The sequence below is a fragment of the Rhodoferax sp. PAMC 29310 genome (assembly GCF_017948265.1).
Taxonomy (GTDB): domain Bacteria; phylum Pseudomonadota; class Gammaproteobacteria; order Burkholderiales; family Burkholderiaceae_C; genus Rhodoferax.
This window is the reverse complement of record NZ_CP072852.1, coordinates 3,040,492-3,058,777: the sequence shown is the minus strand read 5'-3', so window position 1 is coordinate 3,058,777 and position 18,286 is coordinate 3,040,492. Positions and strand designations below refer to the sequence as shown.

16 protein-coding genes are annotated in these 18,286 nt (G+C 60.4%); 10 read left to right on the top strand and 6 right to left on the bottom strand.

Annotation, left to right across the window (positions count from 1 at the left end; all coding sequences use genetic code 11):
- Positions 1 to 178 precede the first annotated feature (178 nt).
- Positions 179 to 3,211 carry a transglycosylase domain-containing protein gene (locus J8G15_RS14240; RefSeq protein WP_210547598.1) on the top strand — a complete coding sequence of 1,011 codons (3,033 nt, stop codon included), beginning with the start codon at positions 179 to 181 and terminating at the stop codon, positions 3,209 to 3,211.
- Positions 3,212 to 3,422: 211 nt separating this feature from the next.
- Positions 3,423 to 4,457, top strand: a complete 1,035-nt coding sequence (locus tag J8G15_RS14235) for a hypothetical protein (RefSeq protein ID WP_210542842.1) — start codon at positions 3,423 to 3,425, stop codon at positions 4,455 to 4,457.
- A 173-nt stretch (positions 4,458 to 4,630) separates the two neighbouring features.
- On the opposite strand, the gene J8G15_RS14230 is transcribed toward J8G15_RS14235, so the two are convergent.
- Positions 4,631 to 5,764 (bottom strand): aminotransferase class V-fold PLP-dependent enzyme, encoded by a 1,134-nt coding sequence (locus tag J8G15_RS14230; RefSeq protein ID WP_210542840.1) that lies wholly within the window; start codon positions 5,762 to 5,764, stop codon positions 4,631 to 4,633.
- A 225-nt stretch (positions 5,765 to 5,989) separates the two neighbouring features.
- On the opposite strand from J8G15_RS14230, the gene J8G15_RS14225 reads away from it, so the two are divergent.
- Both J8G15_RS14225 and J8G15_RS14220 read left to right on the top strand, forming a co-directional pair.
- Entirely contained in the window at positions 5,990 to 6,370 is a 381-nt protein-coding gene (locus tag J8G15_RS14225; RefSeq protein ID WP_210542837.1) for a phosphomannose isomerase type II C-terminal cupin domain, read from the top strand.
- The gene (locus J8G15_RS14220; protein ID WP_210542835.1) at positions 6,351 to 7,646 is read left to right on the top strand and encodes a glycerate kinase; all 1,296 of its coding nucleotides are present in this window, start codon (positions 6,351 to 6,353) and stop codon (positions 7,644 to 7,646) included. The genes J8G15_RS14225 and J8G15_RS14220 overlap by 20 nt, the downstream gene beginning before the upstream one ends.
- On the opposite strand, the gene J8G15_RS14215 is transcribed toward J8G15_RS14220, so the two are convergent.
- From J8G15_RS14215 to J8G15_RS14205, 3 genes are read right to left on the bottom strand one after another with little or no spacing between them, the layout of a single operon-like run.
- A complete protein-coding gene (locus J8G15_RS14215) occupies positions 7,612 to 8,511 on the bottom strand; it encodes a LysR family transcriptional regulator (protein WP_210542834.1) in 900 nt (299 codons plus the stop codon). The genes J8G15_RS14220 and J8G15_RS14215 overlap by 35 nt on opposite strands.
- Positions 8,512 to 8,514: 3 nt before the next feature.
- Positions 8,515 to 9,303, bottom strand: coding sequence for a carbon-nitrogen hydrolase family protein (locus tag J8G15_RS14210; protein WP_210542832.1), 789 nt, complete (start codon positions 9,301 to 9,303; stop codon positions 8,515 to 8,517).
- Positions 9,300 to 10,970, bottom strand: coding sequence for an NAD(P)/FAD-dependent oxidoreductase (locus J8G15_RS14205; protein ID WP_240538304.1), 1,671 nt, complete (start codon positions 10,968 to 10,970; stop codon positions 9,300 to 9,302). The genes J8G15_RS14210 and J8G15_RS14205 overlap by 4 nt, the downstream gene beginning before the upstream one ends.
- Before the next feature lie 225 nt (positions 10,971 to 11,195).
- Here J8G15_RS14205 and J8G15_RS14200 point away from each other — a divergent pair, with 225 nt between their 5' ends.
- Both J8G15_RS14200 and J8G15_RS14195 read left to right on the top strand, forming a co-directional pair.
- Complete coding sequence (locus J8G15_RS14200; RefSeq protein WP_210542828.1) at positions 11,196 to 12,389, top strand: acyl-CoA dehydrogenase; 1,194 nt, start codon at positions 11,196 to 11,198, stop codon at positions 12,387 to 12,389.
- 446 nt (positions 12,390 to 12,835) lie between these two features.
- Positions 12,836 to 14,092 carry a CaiB/BaiF CoA-transferase family protein gene (locus J8G15_RS14195; protein ID WP_210542827.1) on the top strand — a complete coding sequence of 419 codons (1,257 nt, stop codon included), beginning with the start codon at positions 12,836 to 12,838 and terminating at the stop codon, positions 14,090 to 14,092.
- A gap of 37 nt (positions 14,093 to 14,129) precedes the next feature.
- On the opposite strand, the gene J8G15_RS14190 is transcribed toward J8G15_RS14195, so the two are convergent.
- Together J8G15_RS14190 and J8G15_RS14185 are read right to left on the bottom strand one after the other, a co-directional pair.
- Positions 14,130 to 14,324: a hypothetical protein gene (locus J8G15_RS14190; RefSeq protein WP_210542826.1), complete on the bottom strand. Its 195-nt coding sequence runs from the start codon at positions 14,322 to 14,324 to the stop codon at positions 14,130 to 14,132.
- A 42-nt stretch (positions 14,325 to 14,366) separates the two neighbouring features.
- Entirely contained in the window at positions 14,367 to 15,002 is a 636-nt protein-coding gene (locus J8G15_RS14185) for a hemolysin III family protein (protein ID WP_210542825.1), read from the bottom strand.
- Between the two features lie 163 nt (positions 15,003 to 15,165).
- On the opposite strand from J8G15_RS14185, the gene J8G15_RS14180 reads away from it, so the two are divergent.
- Genes J8G15_RS14180 through J8G15_RS14165 form a run of 4 tightly spaced genes read left to right on the top strand, consistent with a single transcriptional unit; the run spans position 15,166 to position 18,103 of the window.
- The gene (locus J8G15_RS14180) at positions 15,166 to 15,750 is read left to right on the top strand and encodes a glycine zipper 2TM domain-containing protein (RefSeq protein WP_210542824.1); all 585 of its coding nucleotides are present in this window, start codon (positions 15,166 to 15,168) and stop codon (positions 15,748 to 15,750) included.
- A 35-nt stretch (positions 15,751 to 15,785) separates the two neighbouring features.
- Positions 15,786 to 16,049, top strand: coding sequence for a PepSY domain-containing protein (locus J8G15_RS14175; protein ID WP_240538302.1), 264 nt, complete (start codon positions 15,786 to 15,788; stop codon positions 16,047 to 16,049).
- A 21-nt stretch (positions 16,050 to 16,070) separates the two neighbouring features.
- Complete coding sequence (locus J8G15_RS14170; RefSeq protein WP_210542823.1) at positions 16,071 to 16,742, top strand: response regulator transcription factor; 672 nt, start codon at positions 16,071 to 16,073, stop codon at positions 16,740 to 16,742.
- Positions 16,733 to 18,103, top strand: coding sequence for an ATP-binding protein (locus J8G15_RS14165; RefSeq protein WP_210542821.1), 1,371 nt, complete (start codon positions 16,733 to 16,735; stop codon positions 18,101 to 18,103). Before J8G15_RS14170 ends, J8G15_RS14165 begins: the two co-directional genes overlap by 10 nt.
- Positions 18,104 to 18,286 lie beyond the last annotated feature (183 nt).

The window sequence follows — 18,286 nt, the reverse complement described above, 5'->3', positions numbered from 1 at the left end:
ATCCTAGCAATAGTGATGCCATGGTGTATCTAGGGGTTTGCCCGATCCTGGTGCATTTCGATGGGATGAAGGGGGTGAACCGCGTTTTTATTGCAGCGCACAATAGTGCCTTTTCGGTGTTGCCCTGAATAAGGTTCGGCGCCGAACGCATTGATCAAAGATATTCAGGGTGATGAGCATGCAGGGAAAGTGGACGCTGTTTTTTTTCTGGCTGAGGGTTTCGGTTTTACTGGTGGTGTCGACGGCGTTGGTTGTTGTTGGGGTGCTGGTTGCGCGGGAATTTCGGTCGTCGACCTATCAGGCACGGTTTTTTTCTGACCTCGCTCGCAAGGCGACGTTCTCGTTGGACGAGGGCCCCAGTTCGTCCATTCGTTTTCCGGTTAGCGCGCCTTACGATGACCGTCTGGGGTACTCCAAGCTGCCAGTGTTCATTGATAAGTTGAAAGCGCGCAATTTTTCAGTAACCCAACAGGCACGTATTTCAGAGGGAATGAGCGAACTGCTAGACGCTGGATTTTTTGCCCCCTACCCGGAAAAAATTCAGAGTGGCCTGACCATTCAGGATTGCCGCAAGGACACGCTGTTTCAGGAGAGTTATCCCGGGCGCGTGTTTGCGCGGTTCGAAGACCTCGCGCCTGAGTTGGTCCATAGTTTGCTGTTCATCGAAAACCGCGAGTTGCTTGACCCGAACAATCCCAAGCGCAATCCCGCTGTGGAATGGGACCGTTTGGCTCATGCGGTGGCTATCAAGGTGCAGAACCTCATCACGGGGCAGGGGAATGCACCGGGGGGGAGCACCCTCGCCACGCAAATTGAGAAATATCGTCATTCCTCCGAGGGACGTACCTCTTCGGTCATTGAAAAATTGCAACAAATGGTGTCGGCCTCATTGCGCGCCTACCAGCAAGGGGAAGACACCACCGAAGCCAGGCGCCAGATTGTGCTGACCTATCTCAACACCATGCCTTTGTCCGCCAAGGTGGGGTTTGGTGAGGTGCACGGGATTGGAGATGGCTTATGGGCCTGGTATGGCAGGGACTTTAGCGAGGTGAGCCGCATTCTGAAGGACGCCGCCGAGGGGCAGGAAGACCTCTTGAAAATGGGTCTGCTTTACAAGCAGGCGTTGAGTCTGTTGATTTCCCAGCGTCGTCCGTCGTACTACTTTGATGCGCCTGAAGCCGAATTGGAGTCATTGGCAGACAGCCACCTGCGGCTGTTGGCAACGGCCGAGGTGATTTCGCCTGCCCTGCGCGACGCCGCCTTAAAGGCCAAATTGAATCGCCGCACCGGCCGGGTGCCTTCGCCGGACGTGTCTTTCGTCACCCAAAAAGCGGCCAATGCGGTTCGCACGCACTTGACGGGGCTCATGGGCGGTAATTTTTATGACTTGGACCGGTTGGACCTGAGCGTGGCCAGCACCCTGAATGCTCCCGTCCAGGCCACGGTCGCGACCTTACTTCAAAGCCTTCGCGATCCTGCTCAGGCCGAAGCACTGGGCCTCAACAACAAGCAGCTCCTGGCACGCGGCGATCCGGCCGGCGTGGTGTACAGCTTTACCTTGTACGAGCGCGGCGTTGACCGCAACTACCTGCGGGTGCAGACGGACAACTATGACCAGCCGCTGAACATCAATGAAGGCACCAAACTCGACCTGGGATCGACCGCCAAGCTGCGTACGCTGATTACCTATCTGGATGTGATTGCCAAGCTGCATGGACGCCTGTCGGTTCTGGATTCCGCCGCCCTGAAGGCGCAGGAGATTGACCCCAAAGATGTTTTGTCAAGCTGGGCGGTTGATTACCTGATGCGGGCCAAAGACCGAAGCCTGAAGTCCATGCTGGATGCTGCGATGGAAAGAACTTATTCTGGTAGCACCGCCGAGAGCTTTTTTACTGGCGGTGGCATGCACACTTTCGCCAACTTCAACAAGGCGGACGACAGCCGGGTGATGACGCTGCGTGAGGGACTGAGAAGCTCCGTAAATCTGGTGTTTATTCGTCTGATGCGTGACATCGTGCGTCACTACATGTTTTTGACGCCCGGGTCGTCCGCCAAGTTGCTGCAGGACGCCGATGACCCACGCCGCGCGGACTATCTGGCCCGATTCGCAGACCGGGAGGGGCAAATTTTCATGCGTCGCTTCCTGGGCAAGTACCAGGGGAAAACCGAAAAGGAGGCCCAACAAATATTGCTGGAAAGCGTGCGCCCGACCACCTCAAGGTTGGCGGCCATTTTTCGCACCATTGCGCCTACCGCCACAGTGGCGCAGTTCTCGGACTTTGTGATGGGCAACTTGCCGCACGACCAAGAGGTCAGCGGGGATCGGCTGAGCCGTCTCTATGCGCAGTACGATCCGGCCACGATGTCGCTGGCGGACCGAGGCTATTTGGCGACGATTCACCCCTTGGAGCTGTGGCTGGTGGGGTATCTGAGAAGTCACCCAGACGCTACGCAGACGCAGGTGATGGAGGTCAGCGTGGATGAGCGCCAGGCGGTGTATTCATGGCTCTTCTCCACCCACCGCAAGCATGCCCAGGACAAGCGCATCCTGGTGCTGCTTGAGGGCGAAGGGTTTTTGGAAATTCATCGACAGTGGGCCAAGATGGGCTATCCCTTTAGCTCGCTGGTTCCGTCCTATGCCACTTCACTGGGGGCCTCGGCTGACCGGCCTGCCGCGCTGGCGGAGATGATGGGTATTTTGGTGAACGACGGTGTTCGCAAACCCAATACGCGGATCGAAACCATGCATTTTGCGACCGCGACACCGTATGAAACACGCTTGACTTACCAAGGCAGTGAAGGAGAGGCTGTGCTGGCCCCTGAAGTCGCGCAGGCCGCCTTGGTCGCCGCTCGGGAAGTGGTCGACTCTGGCACCGCCAAGCGAGTGCGGGATGCCTTTGTGCGCCCGGACGGCAGCCACTTCGCGGTCGGTGGCAAAACCGGCACGGGAGACCAGCGTTTTGACACCTACGGAGCGGGCGGGCGCCTGTTGGAGTCCCGCGTGGTCAATCGCTCTGCCACCTTTGTGTTTAATATTGATGAGCGCTTCTTTGGCACAATGATCGCCTATGTCCCCGGATCCAAGGCCGCAGACTATGGGTTCACCAGTGGTTTGCCGGTTCAGCTGCTGAAAGTGTTGGCGCCCTCGCTGATGCCTTTGATTGCCGGGACCCCGGCTGCAGAAGGCCAACCTGGCGGGTGTCTGCGCTAACCAAGTCGCCATAGCAACCCAGGTCACCGTGTCTTGAGCAGGTGACCTGGGTGCTTCCGGCCCTCGCCCCTGCAGCGTTACAACATCGCGCGCATTCCGCGCCTGGCATGGGGTCGGGATAAGCCTGCCTTCATTGCCACCCAACTGTCACGCCATCGTCACAAGTCGCGCCTACAGTGCTGTAGTTTTCTCCAACGCATCAAAGGTGTTTATGTTTGTCAAAAGTGTGGCAGCCTCATTGGTCGCCCTGAGCCTGATTTCCTGTGCCTCTACCGGCCCCAACGGTTCCATGCCTGGCGCATCGGCCAGCCAGGTCTATTCGTTCGGCCTCTGGGGCGATATGCCTTACAAAACGGCGGGCGATGACCCCAAGTTGCCTGCGGTGCTGAACAGCATCAACCGCGCGGACATTGCGTTTTCGATTTATGACGGTGACATCAAGGACGGCAGCTCCAAATGCACCAACGACATCTACACCGATGCCTTGAAGATGTTCAACAGCCTGGTGAAGCCTGTGGTCTATGTGCCGGGCGACAACGAGTGGACGGACTGTCACCGGGTGAACAACGGCGGTTTTGACGCGCTGGAGCGCCTGACACACTTGCGCAACGTCATGTTCCCTACGCTGAACAGCCTGGGACAAAGCACGATGGCGCTCACGCATCAGGGCAAGCTGGGCGAGGCCTATGTGGAGAACACCCGCTTCACCCACGGCGCGGTGACCTTTGTCGGCATCAACATGCCGGGCAGCAATAACAATTTGGTGCTCAATGCCAAGGAGTGCACGAAGAAGAGCGCTCGCGATGCAAAGCAGTGTGATGCCGGCAACGCCGAATACCTGGCGCGCGACACGGCCAATGTGGAATGGCTGAAGGCTTCTTTCGCCCAGGCCAAGGCAAATAATGCCGCCGGCCTGGTCCTTGTGGTGCAGGCTGATCCGGGTTTTGACCTGCCGGAAACCGAAGAGCTGAACGAAAGTGCAGAGGCGGGCTTCACCGGCTACCGCAACTTCATGGATGAGTTGGCCAAAGAGACCGAGCAATTCAAAGGCCAGGTGCTGTTCGTCCACGGTGACACCCACTTCTTCAAGATGGACAAGCCATTGCACGCGCCCGGCAAGATGCTCGCCAACTTCACCCGGGTGGAGACCTTTGGCAGCCCGTCCTTGCATTGGGTAAAAGTCACGGTGGACCCGAAGTCAGACAATGTGTTTCAGGTGCAGCCGGTGATCGTGAAACAGCCCTGAACGCGATTGGGGCCAGCCACCGATCAGGTGGCAGCCAGCGACACTTGGGGCACTATTTGTAGTAAAAAGTGCCTCTGGCCCTTGTCTAGTATGCGCAAGCAGCTATTGAATTAATAGTAAATCTAGGTGGCCCGGTGTGGACTGGGGCACCTGGTCTCAACCTCTAGTACAGGTCAACTCATGGCAATCTGATCCAGCGCCGCTTCCAGTTGCGCCACACTGCGTTCTATGTTGTGGAGCTTTTCCAGGCCAAAAAGCCCCACCCGGAAAGTCATGAAGCCAGCGGGCTCGTCGCACTGGAGGGGCACGCCGGCGGCGGTTTGCAGGCCCAGGGCCAGAAACTTTTTGCTGTTTTGCACACCTGCATCGGTGGTGTAGCTCACCACCACGCCGGGGGCTTGAAAGCCCTCAGCCGCCACACTGGCAATGCCGTGGCGCTTGAACAGGGCGCGCACCTGGGTGCCTAGCGCCAGTTGTTCATTGCGCACCTTCTCAAACCCGTAAGCCTTTGTCTCCAGCATCACCTCCCGCAAGCGGGTGAGGGCGTCGGTCGGCATGGTGGCGTGGTAGGCGTGGCCACCTGCCTCGTAGGCCTCCATGATTTGCAGCCATTTCTTCAGGTCGCAGGCAAAGCTGCTGCTGCTGGTGCCGTCAATGGCCGTGCGGGCGCGCTCGCTCAACATCACCATGGCGCAGCAGGGTGAGCTGCTCCAGCCCTTTTGCGGCGCGCTGACCAGCACGTCCACGCCCGTGGCCTGCATGTCCACCCACATGGCGCCAGAGGCGATGCAGTCCAGCACGAACAACCCGCCTTCTTCATGCACAGCGTCCGCGACGGCGCGCAGATAGTCGTCAGGCAGGATCATGCCGGCGGCGGTTTCCACATGCGGGGCAAACACCACGTCAGGCTTTTTGCCGCGAATGGCGGCAATGACTTCCTCAATAGGGCAGGGCGCCCAAGGTGACTGTGGGTCGTTGCTCAAAGGACGGGCTTTGAGGACATTGGACTCGCTGGCGATCTGGCCCATGTCCAGAATTTGCGACCAGCGGTAGCTGAACCAGCCGTTGCGAATGATCAGGGTCTTTTTATTGCCGGCAAACTGGCGGGCCACCGCTTCCATGCCAAAGGTGCCGCTGCCGGGCACCAACACCGCAGACTGCGCGTGGTAGACCTCTTTCAATATGCTGGAGATGTCTTTCATCACGCCTTGAAAGCGCTGCGACATGTGATTCAAGGCGCGGTCGGTGTAGACCACTGAGAATTCAAGCAACCCGTCCGGGTCAATGTTAGGCAATAGTCCTGGCATAGCGGTGCTCCTGATGGCTTGTAAGAGGTTCAATCTGACTCGTGAATCAGCTTAGCATGAACCCTGCTACGCCTGCCCCGAACCATGGGCAGTTACGGCCAAGGAACAATACATGGACTCATAATGATGAAAACGCCTCTTTTGACGGGTTGGCCGCCTCTGGCGCCCAAGGCCTTCACGTCTGCGTTGCGGCCACCAACGGGCGCATGAAACCTAGCTCACACCATGACCACAGAAACCGAAACTCAAACCCGGACCGAAACCATCGAACGCACCCTGCGTCCCTGGGGCTGGTACGAAACCGTCTCTGAAGCTCCCGGCAACAAGATCAAGCGCATTGGCGTGGCTCCGGGCCAGCGCCTGAGCCTGCAAAAACACCACCAGCGTGCGGAGCACTGGGTGGTGGTGCTGGGTCAGGCCGAGGTCACCGTGGGTGACACAGTGCTCAACCTCGGTCCGGGTGAGCATGTGGACATTCCCCTGGGTGCTGTGCACCGCCTGACCAACCGCACCACCGAGCCGGTAGAAATTGTCGAAGTGCAATTTGGCAGCTACCTGGGCGAAGACGACATTGTTCGACTCAGCGATGACTACGGCCGGGCCTGAACCGCGCGCGCTGCTGCGCCAGATGTTTGACGCGGCCGTGGCCGCGGCACAACCTTCGCGCTGCTTGGCGGCTCACCTGCCCGAGCCCCCCAAAGGGCGCACCATCGTCATTGGCGCTGGCAAAGCCTCGGCTGAAATGGCTCGGGCGCTGGAGGCGAATTGGTCCGGTCCCTTGACGGGGCTGGTCGTGACCCGGTATGGCTATGACGTGCCCTGCCAGCAGATTGAAATTGTGCAGGCCGCCCATCCGGTGCCCGACGCGGCCGGACTGGAAGCCGCTCAGCGAATTCGCGCGCTGGTCAGCAACTTGACGTCCAATGACCTCGTGGTCGCTTTGATTTCCGGGGGCGGCTCCTCTTTGCTGGTGGCGCCCGGCGAAGGGCTCACCCTGCAAGACAAGCAGGCGGTTAACACCGCTCTGTTGGCCAGCGGCGCCAGCATTTCCGAGATGAACTGCGTGCGCCGTCATTTATCCAGCCTCAAAGGGGGACGCTTGGGCGCGCTGTGCCACCCGGCGCAGTTGTGCACGTTGTTGATATCCGACGTGCCGGGCGACTTGCCCATGGACATTGCGTCTGGCCCCACGGTGGCGGACCCCAGCACCTGCGCACAGGCCTTGGACATCTTGCAACGCTACCAAATTCAGGTGCCGGATTCTGTTCTTCGCTTGCTGAACAGTGATGCGGGCGAAAGCATCAAGCCCGGCGATCCCCGCTTGCTGGGTAGCACGGTGCGCATGATTACCGCACCCCAGCTGGCGCTGGAAGCCGCTGCCGAGGTGGCGCGTGCGGCGGGCGTAACACCCTACATTCTGGGCGACAGCTTGGAAGGCGAGGCGCGCGATGTAGGCACCGTCATGGCGGGCATGGCGCGCCAGGTGGTCCAACGGGGTCAGCCTTTTGCGACCCCTTGTGTGCTGCTGTCAGGCGGTGAAACCACCGTGACCCTGCGAGGCAAGGGTGTGGGCGGGCGAAATGTGGAATTTTTGCTTTCCATGGCGATTGCCTTGGGCGAAACACCCCGTGTCTATGCGTTGGCGGGCGATACAGACGGGGTGGACGGCGCGCAGGAAATTGCCGGGGCCATCAGCACGCCAGACACCTTGGCGCGCGCTTGGCAGCTGGGATTGAACCCGCGCAAGCACCTGGACAACAACGACGCCCATACCTTTTTCGGCGCACTGGGTGATGCCGTGGTGACGGGGCCGACATTGACCAATGTGAACGATTTCCGCGCTGTTTTTATTGATTCACCTGCTGCAGCATCCAGTTCCTGAAATAGGTCACCGCTGGGCGTTCACCACCGCGATCCGGCGTAACCAGGTAGTAGGCCCGTTCGCTGGCCGGCGCCAGTGGGCAAGCGAGCACCAATTCACCACGCCGCAGTTCCGCCTCAATTAGCAGACGAGGCACCAACGCCACACCCAAGCCACACGCGGCAGCCGCAGCCGTCATGGAAAACAGCTCAAAACGCGGGCCAGCGAGCGCCAGGGGAGCGCTCACCCCCATGCTGTCAAACCACCTTCGCCAGGCGTTGGGGCGAGTGGTTTGTTGAAGCAGCGGCAGCTGGGACAGGGCCTGTGCGGTCATGCCCTTTGGGCCCGCCAGCCACTGCGGGCTGCACACGGGCACCACGTCTTCATCCATCAAGCGCAGCGATCGAGTGCCCGCCCAATTAGCCACCTGCTCTACCGTGCCGGCATAGAGCGCCACATCAAACGAGGTGTCGGAGAACATGAACGGGCGTGTGCGTGTTTCCAGGTGCACGGTGACCTCTGGGTGCTGGGCAGTAAGCAGCGGCAGGCGGGGAATCAGCCAGCGGGTTGCAAACGTAGGCACAGCGGCCAGATGCACGGTGCCACTGCGGCTCTGGGGCGACATGATGTCCAGCGTGTCTTGCTCCAGGCTTTGAAGTCGCAGCGCCACCTGGCTGGCATATTCCGCACCGCGTTCGGTGAGCGCCACGCCGTGGCGGGTACGCCGAAACAAGGTGACACCCAAGAACTCCTCAAGGGCCGTGATCTGGCGTGACACCGCGCTCTGGGTCAGCACCAGTTCTTGCGCGGCACGGGTGTAGCTTTCGTGTCGGGCTGATGCTTCAAAGCACAGCAGGGTGTGGGTGGACGGTATTTTTCGGCGCATGGGTCAAGGCGCTTTGACGTCGGTCAAATGGGAGCAATGAAGCCGGGCGGCTGCCAGCCGGGGCGCCAGCAGGGTGGCAAAGACCAGCGTTTCTTCGTGTCCGGCTTGGGCCAGCAGGGCCCCATCAGGCGCGGCCACCGTGCTCAGTCCGCCATAGATCACCGCGCCCTCAGAACCCACGTAGTTCGCGTAGGCTACATAGACTTGGTTTTCATAGGCGCGCACGGGGACTAGGGCTTTGGAAACGAAGTCAAATTCCGGCATATTCGCAGTAGGCACGGCAATCAGTTCAGCACCTTCCAGGGCCAGGCGACGCGTGTTTTCAGGAAACTCAACGTCATAACAAATCAGAACACCCACCCGCCAGCCCTTGAGGTCTACCCAACCTGGGGTAGGTCTGCCGGGCGAAAACTGCGTCTTGTCCAGCGCGCCGTAGAGATGCGTCTTTCGGTAGTTGAGGCAGCGCTCGCCAGCGGCGCTGATCCACTGGGCGGCGTTGAAAACCGCGCCCCCGTCGCCCAGTTCAGGGTAGCCATAGAGCAGGGCGATGGCGTGGCGCCGGGCGATGTCGGCAACCGCCTGCGCATAGTCGCCGTTCGCGGCTTGTGCCAGTTGTCGCACTGCGTCGAAACTGATGTTGTAGCCAGTCAAGAACATCTCGGGGCACACCAGCACATCGGCGCCGCCCTGCGCCGCCTGCTCGGCCGCTGTCTCCAGGCGCCGCAAATTGGCGGGCACGTCCAGCGGGGCTGGCGTGCATTGGTACAGGGCCAGCGTCAGCGGGTTTTTCATTCTGGCAACTCAATGGGACCCAGGGTGCCAAACAGGTCGCCCGGGCCGGGGTTGTTCGCATGCGTTTGCCCTCCCAAATGGTGCGAGATGCCCCACACCGCGTTGAGCGAAGTTTGCACCGCCCCTTCGACCCAGGCGGGTGTCCAGGAAACATCATCGCCCGCAATGAAAATACCGCGCTGTTGCTTGGGGAACAAGTCCTGCATGAAATGCGCAAACATACGTTGGTTGTAGCGGTAGTGCCCCGGAAGGGCGCCCTTGAAGGCTCCCAAAAAGTGGGGGTCGGCCTCCCACGACACGCAAATCGGATCGCCAATGATGTGGCTGGCAATGTCCACCTTGGGGTAGATCTTTTTGAGCGCGTCCAGCGCCAGCTTGACGCGCTTTTCCACGCTTTGCGGCAACATTTTCAGCGCGTCGCCCATCCAGGCGTAGGACAGGCATATCACTGCCGGTTGATCCGGCCCGTTGTCAAACAGATAAGTGCCCCGAGTGAGCCGGTCGGTCAGCGTCATGCTCATCACGTCGAGCCCGGTCTCGGGGTCTTTGTCTTTCCAGAACGGGCGGTCCACCATGACAAAGGTCTTGGACGATTGCATATAGCGGGTGCGGTCCAGCGCCATCCAGACCTTCTGCGAGAACAGGGATTCTTCGCATTCAATCTGAGTCGTCAGCAGCCAGCTTTGGCAAGTGGTTAATACCGCGGCATAAGTCCGTTTGGCACCCCAGCAGTCAGTGACTTCCAGGCGGCCGTCAGCGGCACGGGCAATGCGCGAAACCCCTGCTCGAGTAGCACCGCCGTGCAAAGAGGACAAGGTGGTTCCCCTCGGCCAATGGGCCAGTTGATCAGGCGCATGGCGCCACAGGCCATGCGGCACCTGGTCGGCGCCACCCACGATCAGGCGCTGATTCTCATCGCAATTGGTCATGACCACGCGCAAGATCTCCAGCATGGAGTTGGGAAAGTCGGAGTCCCAGCCGCCGGTGCCAAACCCCACTTGCCCAAATACCTCGCGGTGGTGAAAAGACAGTCGTGCAAACGCCTTTGAACTTGCAATAAAGTCATAAAAGGTGCGGTCATCCCAGAGCGGAATCAGGGTGTTCCACAGCTTCTTCAGGGCCGCCACGTCACGCCCGCGAATCGCGGTTTGAACATCCGAGAATCGCGCATCGGTCTCCAGCGCTTCTGCCCACGCGTCGGCCACCTCACGAAACAGCGGGGGCAGATCTGCCAGCGACTCGGCGTAGTAGGTCTGGCCCTCCAGATCAATCACAGTGCTGCCAGAGGCCGGTGTCAGCGGGTTCGGAAAAGCCTGGGTTTGCAGACCCAGTGTCTCTACGTAGTGGTAGAAGGCCGTGGACGACACGGGAAACCGCATGCCACCCAGTTCGGCCACCACATTGGGCGTGCCTTCAAAGCACTGTGATCGCAGACGCCCACCCATTTTGGAGGCCTCATAGATCACCGGCTTGAGGCCGAGTTTCATCAGTTCATAAGCCGCCACCATGCCCGCCATGCCGGCGCCCACAATCGCGACCTCTTCTCCCAAGCGTTGCGAGGGCAGTGTGCCCAAACCGGCCGGGTGACTGATCCAGTCGTCAAAGGGAAACGGGAAATCAGGCCCAAAGTGGGTGATGGGCTTTTGAGAGGGGGCAGAGGTCGTCATAGAACGCATGGCTCTCATAGCTGGTGACCAAGACGGCAGGGTGAGTCACTTGGTTTGGCCGTTGATGGGGTGGGCTGACGAGGTCACTATACCGCTCAAGAAGACACAAGCTATGCGAATGCAGCATATCTGGATGAGAAATGATTGATTGTGAATCGCGCCTTGCACCGGTACCATACAAAACAACACGCCCCCTTCTAACACCTAGATTCATGGAGATTTCACATGGCCCACGCCGCATTCAACTGGCAAGACCCTTTTTTGCTGGACAGCCAGCTCAGCGACGACGAACGCATGGTGCGCGACGCCTCCGCCGCGTACTGCCAAGACAAATTGCAACCGCGTGTGATTGAGGCCTTTCGCAAAGAGCAAACTGATGCGTCCATCTTTCGTGAGATGGGTGAACTGGGGCTGCTCGGCCCCACGATTCCTGAAGCCTATGGCGGCCCGGGTCTGAACTATGTCGCCTACGGCCTGATCGCCCGCGAAGTCGAGCGCGTGGACAGCGGTTACCGCTCCATGATGAGCGTACAAAGCTCGTTGGTGATGGTGCCGATTTTTGAATTCGGCAATGAAGCCACCAAACAAAAATACCTGCCTAAGCTGGCCACCGGCGAGTGGATTGGCTGCTTCGGCCTGACCGAGCCTGACCATGGCTCCGACCCCGGCTCCATGATCACCCGCGCCCACAAAGTGGACGGTGGCTACAAGCTGACCGGCTCCAAAATGTGGATTTCCAACAGCCCCATTGCTGATGTGTTTGTGGTCTGGGCGAAAGAGGTGAGTGCGTCTGGCCAAGTGGGCCCGATTCGCGGCTTTGTGCTGGACAAAGGCTCCAAAGGCCTGTCCGCCCCCGCCATCCACGGCAAAGTGGGCCTGCGCGCCAGCATCACTGGTGAGATCGTGATGGACGGCGTGTTCTGCCCTGAAGAAAATGCCTTTCCTGAAGTGCAAGGCCTCAAAGGCCCCTTCACTTGCCTCAACTCCGCGCGCTACGGCATTGCCTGGGGCGCACTGGGTGCCGCTGAAGACTGCTGGTTCCGTGCTCGCACGTACACCATGGACCGCAAACAGTTCGGTCGTCCGCTGGCCGCGAACCAACTCATTCAGAAAAAACTGGCCGACATGCAGACCGAGATCGCGCTGGGCTTGCAAGGATGTTTGCGCTTGGGTCGCATGAAGGACGAGGGCACGGCTGCCGTTGAAATCACCTCCATTCTGAAGCGCAACAGCTGCGGGAAGTCGCTTGACATTGCCCGTTTGGCGCGCGACATGATGGGCGGCAACGGCATCTCTGACGAGTACGGTGTGGCCCGCCATTTGGTGAACTTGGAAGTTGTGAATACCTATGAAGGTACGCACGATATTCATGCGCTGATTTTGGGTCGGGCGCAGACGGGAATTCCTGCTTTTTCTTGACGTTTTTTTGCTCTGGAGAATGTTGGGTCAGCATGAGTAGCTATTAACTATGTAGCAATTCTTGCGCTGTAACCCCCACTCTCACCCCCAACCCCTCTCCCGCCCCGCCGGGCGGGAGAGGGGAGCCGAACTGCCAAATGTGGCCAACCGTTTGAAGTGACTGAGTTCATGTGGATGAGCCAATGCCAAAAGTAGCCGGGGACAGAAAACGTGAGCAGATAACTGATACCGATCACTTGAAGTTGGTTGTCAGCTCAGAATGAACTCAATTACTTCCAACACGCGGCCAAATGTGGCTGTTGGCTCCCTTTCCCGCCCGGCGGGGCGGGAGAGGGTTGGGGAGAGAGTGGGGAAAAACTCCCGAGAATCGAAACGTATCAAGCACCACGGGTCCCAACTCGCCAACATCCCATGACCCCCGCAACCAAAGCATGGACAACCCAACAATGACTGAAACCAAGCAACTAGGCGCCCTGTCCCACCTCAAAGTGCTCGACCTCTCCCGCGTGCTCGCCGGCCCCTGGTGCACCCAAATGCTGGCGGATCTCGGTGCGGACGTGATCAAGGTCGAGCGCCCCGGTGCGGGTGACGACACCCGCCACTGGGGCCCTCCCTTCCTCAAGGATGCTGAAGGCAACGACACCGATCAAGCCACCTATTTCACATCCTGCAACCGCAACAAGCGCTCCATCACGATCGATATGGCCAAGCCCGAAGGCCAGGCCTTGATTCGGCAAATGGCCTTGCGGAGCGACATTTTGGTGGAGAACTTCAAGGTCGGCGGCCTGGCCAGCTACGGGCTGGATTACGCCAACCTCAAGGAGATCAACCCACGATTGATCTACTGCTCCATCACCGGCTTTGGGCAAGACGGCCCCTACGCCGAGCGAGCCGGTTACGACCTGATGATTCAGGCCATGACCGGCATGATGAGCATCACCGGCCGCCCGGACGACGTGCCCGGCGGCGGCCCCCAGCGTGTGGGCGTGGCGCTGACTGACTTGTTCACCGGCGTTTACGCGACCTCCGCCATTTTGGCGGCGCTGGAAGTGCGCAACCGCACCGGGGCGGGGCAACTCATTGACATGGCTTTGCTGGATGTCGGCATGGCGATATTGGCCAACCAAGCGGCGGGCTTTGTGAACACCGGCAACGTGCCGCACCGCCAAGGCAACAGCCACCCCAGCCTGGCGCCCTATCAGGACTTTCCGACCGAAGACGGCGCCATGCTGCTGGCCATTGGCAACGACGGCCAGTTCGCCCGATTTTGCGAGGCCGCCGGGCGCCCGGAATGGGCCGCAGACCCCCGCTTTGGCAGCAATACCTTGCGCGTGCGCCACCGCGAGGTGTTGATTCCTGCCATGCAGGCGCACACCCGCACCCAAACGACGGCGCAGTGGATCGCACTGTTGGAGAAAAAAGCGGTGCCCTGTGGGCCCATCAATGACATTGGCCAGGCCTTTGACGACGAGCAGGTGAAGGCCAGGGGTTTGCATATAAAACAGGCTGTAGCGTCCGACTTATATGAGAGAACAGCTATTGAATCCATAGCGGGTGTGGCCAGCCCTCTGCGTTTGACGGCCACGCCACCGGTGCTGATTCGCCCACCGCCAGGTTTAGGCGAGCACACCGACGAGGTGTTGGCTGAATTGGGTCTGGGCGCCAGTGAGATGGCTGCCCTGCGCGCCACGGGCGTCGTCTAGCGCCCGCGGCAAGGGGGGGCGGCTTGCCGCCCCGGGCTCAATGAAGGGCGTGGGCGGCCTGGGTGAGGTCAAGATGACGCCGCCCCTTGTTGATGGCTTGCGAGTCCTTGGCGGCTTTGGCCTCAAAGGCGGCCATTTCCTGCTTGAGCTGTATCACCAGGTCATCGTCTTCGCCGTAGCGGGTTTGCATTTTTTGACAAAGTCGTTGAAGGTTTTGTAGGTGCTTGTGCATGGGTGTCTCCTGAAGACCGTGAAAAGAGCGCGAACCACACGGTCAAGCCGCGTAGTCCAGCACCGCGAAAAAGTGACAAGCGGTTCCGGTGGCCACAAAGCCATGCCACACGGCATGGGAGTACCGAATTCGGGAATCCAGTACAAAAAAAACAACGCCTACGGTGTAGGCCAGGCCGCCGGCCAGCAGCCACAAGAGGCCGGGCAGGGGCACGCGTTCGATCAACGGCACAGCGGCCACCACCACCAACCAGCCCATGGCCAGGTAAAGCCCGGTGGACCACCAGGGGTGAGTCAACTGGTCAAACGCCTTCAGCGCAATACCCATGGCGGCCAACGACCAGATCACGCCAAACAGGGTCCAGCCCCAAGGCCCGCCCAGGGCGCCCAAGGCAAACGGGGTGTAGCTACCGGCGATAAAGAGGTAAATCGCGCCGTGGTCAAGTTTCAGGAACAGGGCCTTGGTGCGGCCGCTGGGCAAAGCGTGGTACAGCGTGGAGGCCAGATAAAGCAGCACCATGGTCGCCGCAAACACCAGGGTGCCAATAAAGCTCAGCGTGCTGAGCGGGCGGGCTGCGGTCACCAGAAAGGGCACGGCCGCAATGGCCGCCAGCAGGGCGACGCCGTGGCTCACGCTGTTGGCGATTTCTTCCCCCAGGCTTTGCGGTCGGTCGGTCATGTGGCGGATTGTGTCAGGTGGGTGTGACCGTGCTGTGACAAATTGTTGACGACCGTGGCAACCCGGGACGGATAGCGGGTGCAGGTGGCTATTTGCAGTTTGTTCAGCTTCGGTTCAGGCAGGCGCTTGCACACTCACTTTCATACCAACCGAAGGAGTGTTTATGAAGCAACTTTTAACTGCCACTGTTCTGCTCACCGGCGTCTTGAGTGTGCAAGCCCAGACCATGATCGACACCGCCCGCGTGCGCAGTGCCGAGCCCCAGTACGAGACCACCCGTGTGCCGCGCCAAGAGTGCACCAACCGTTGGCAACCTGAGCGCGGGGGGCGCCACAGCCAGGTTTACCAGGAGCAGGAGCAATACCAGGAACGCAATCAGGACGCCGAGCGCCGTTACGGCGGCGCCATTGTGGGCGGCCTCGCTGGCGGCGTATTGGGAAATCAAGTAGGGGCCGGCAACGGCAAAGTGGCGGCCACCGCCATAGGCGCGGTGCTGGGTGCGTTTGCGGGTGACCATCTGGACAACCGCAACGCCCGACCGGCACCGCCTCCGGCCTACCCGGCGCAGGTCTATCAAACGGGCGGGCGCGAGGGGAATCGTTGCCAAACCGTATACGAGACCCAGTCGGAACTGACGGGCTACCAGGTGGTCTACGAGTACCGTGGCCAAAACTACAGCACCTTCATGCGCAACAACCCCGGCAACCGGCTGAAGGTGCGTGTGTCGGTTGAGCCGATTCAGGAATAGCACTGACGGTGCTGCCGGGGTTAGGATGACCGCCCATGCACGCCAGTTCACCTATGACCACCATGAAACTCCTGATTCCTTTCACCTTGGCCCTGTTGACCGCCTTGGCGACGCCTGCGTGGGCGCAGTTCAGCCGGGACGCGGCTGCTGCGACCGCGCGCCAGGCCGGTGGCGGGCGTGTGCTGTCGGTGGATCGCAGCGAGTACAACGGCCGCGCGGTGTGGCGGGTGAAAGTCGTCACGCCCAAGGGTGAAGTGCGGGTGCTGCTGCTGGACGCCACCACCGGGCAAGCGCTTTAGCCGCGCTCCGAGAGACCGCTCATGCGATTGCTACTGATCGAAGACGATGCCGTGCTGCGGCTGAGCCTTGAACGCCAGCTGGAGGCCGAAGGTCACCGGGTGGACTTGGCATTTGATGGCGAGGACGGCCTGTTTCAGGCCCGTGAGTACCCGTTTGACATGGCCATCATTGACCTGGGCTTGCCCAAGGTCAACGGCATCACCGTGGTGCAAACACTGCGCGCCGAGGGTCGCACCCTGCCCATTCTGGTTTTGACCGCACGCGGCAGCTGGCAAGACAAGGTGTTGGGGCTGGAAGCCGGGGCCGACGACTATTTGGTCAAACCCTTTGAGTACCCGGAACTGGCGGCACGGGTCAAAGCCCTGCTGCGCCGGGCCCTCAAGGCCACCTCGGATGTACTCACGCTGGGTGCCTTGAGCATTGATTTTTCAGCGCAAACCGCCCGTTTGAACGCGTTGGCGCTGGACTTGACGACCTTTGAGTACCGCGTGCTGGAATTCCTGGTGCGCGAGCGCGCCCGCGTGGTGAGCAAGCAAGAGTTGTCGGACTACCTCTATCCGCGCGACGAGGACCGTGACAGCAATGTGCTGGAGGTGTTGGTCGGGCGCTTGCGGCGCAAGCTGGACCCCGGCGGTGCGCTGCCGCCCATTGAAACCCTGCGCGGTCGCGGCTACCGCTTCACATGGCAATAAAAGCGCCGCTGTCCATCCGGGCCCGCCTCATCTGGGGCGGCACGCTGGTCTTGCTGGCGTTTTTGGCCGCTGCCGGCTGGGCCGTTCAAAAAGCATATGAAGACAGTGTGCAAGCCGCCCGCTTTGCCCGCCTGCAAACCACCGTCTACCTGTTGATGGCAGGTGCCGAGTTGGACGCCCAAGGCGCGCTGGTCATGCCGCCAGCCTTGGCAGAGCCTCGCCTCTCGCTGCCCGCATCCGGGCTCTACGCGCAGATCGTCAACCCGGACCACAATGAGACTTGGCAGTCGACGTCGACCGTCGGCCTCACCCCACCTTTTCAGCGTGTTCAAGCGCCGGGGCAATGGCGTTTTGACACCATTGCTGCATCCCCCTTGGCGGGTGGCAGCCCTGCCAAAACCGGCCGTGCCTATCTGGCCGCCACCTACGCCGTGACCTGGACCGTCAACAACCGGGCCTCGCCGCTGGTGATCTCTGTGCTGGAAGACAAGGCAGCGTTTGACCGGGAACTGGGCGCCTTCAAGCGAACACTCTGGCTGTGGCTGGGCGGCACAGGTGTTTTGCTGCTGCTTACCCAAATCGTTTTGTTGCGCTGGGGCTTGGCGCCGCTGCGCCAAATGGCACGAGAGGTTCAACACATTGAGCAAGGCACCCAAACTCAGCTGGAAGGGCGCTACCCGCGTGAGCTCAATGGCCTGACTCAAAACCTCAATGGCTTGATGGCGCAAGAGCGCGCCCGCCAAACCCGCTTCAAGGACGCGCTGGACGACTTGGCCCACAGCCTGAAGACGCCACTGGCCGTCATGCGGGCGTCTCTGGACGCACCGCAGGAACTGCCCGCTTTGGTCGCGCAGCAAGTAGCACGCATGGACGACATCGTGGTGCACCAGCTGGGCCGCGCTGGCGCCAGCGGGGCGGCCCGTTTCGCCCCGCATCTGGTTCTGGCACCCGTGGTCTCGCGAATTCAGGCCAGTTTGGACAAGGTCTATGCCGACAAACATTTGAGCTGGGTCGTCGACTGCCCGGCAGACCTGACTTGGCGGATCGACGAAGGAGATGCCTTTGAGATGCTGGGCAATGTGCTGGACAACGCCGCCAAGTGGGCGCGCCAGCAGGTCATGGTCAAAATCTGGACGCAAGACCAGCGCCTGCATGTGCGGGTCACGGATGATGGCCCCGGCTTTGACGACCCACAGGCCGTGCTGCAGCAGCGCCGGGTACGCTTGGACGAGCAGGTGCCTGGCCATGGAATTGGCCTGTCCGTTGTTCGCGACCTGGTGGCCAGCCACCACGGCATGCTGACCGTGTCGCGTGCGTCCTCCGGTGGCGCGCAGTTGGACTTGGTTTTGTCGGCGGCGTGAGCGACGAGACAGGCACTTCAAAGGAGGGTAATGGCATCCCTTTCCCCTCGCGAGTGCCCATGGCAATCTCTTAGGATTTTTATGCCTTCATCCTTAGAGGGAAAGGCACTTTCAGCTATTGAAACAATAGCGATTCATGCGCTGAAATCTCAACCACCGCCACGCAATTCACCGTGATAACGG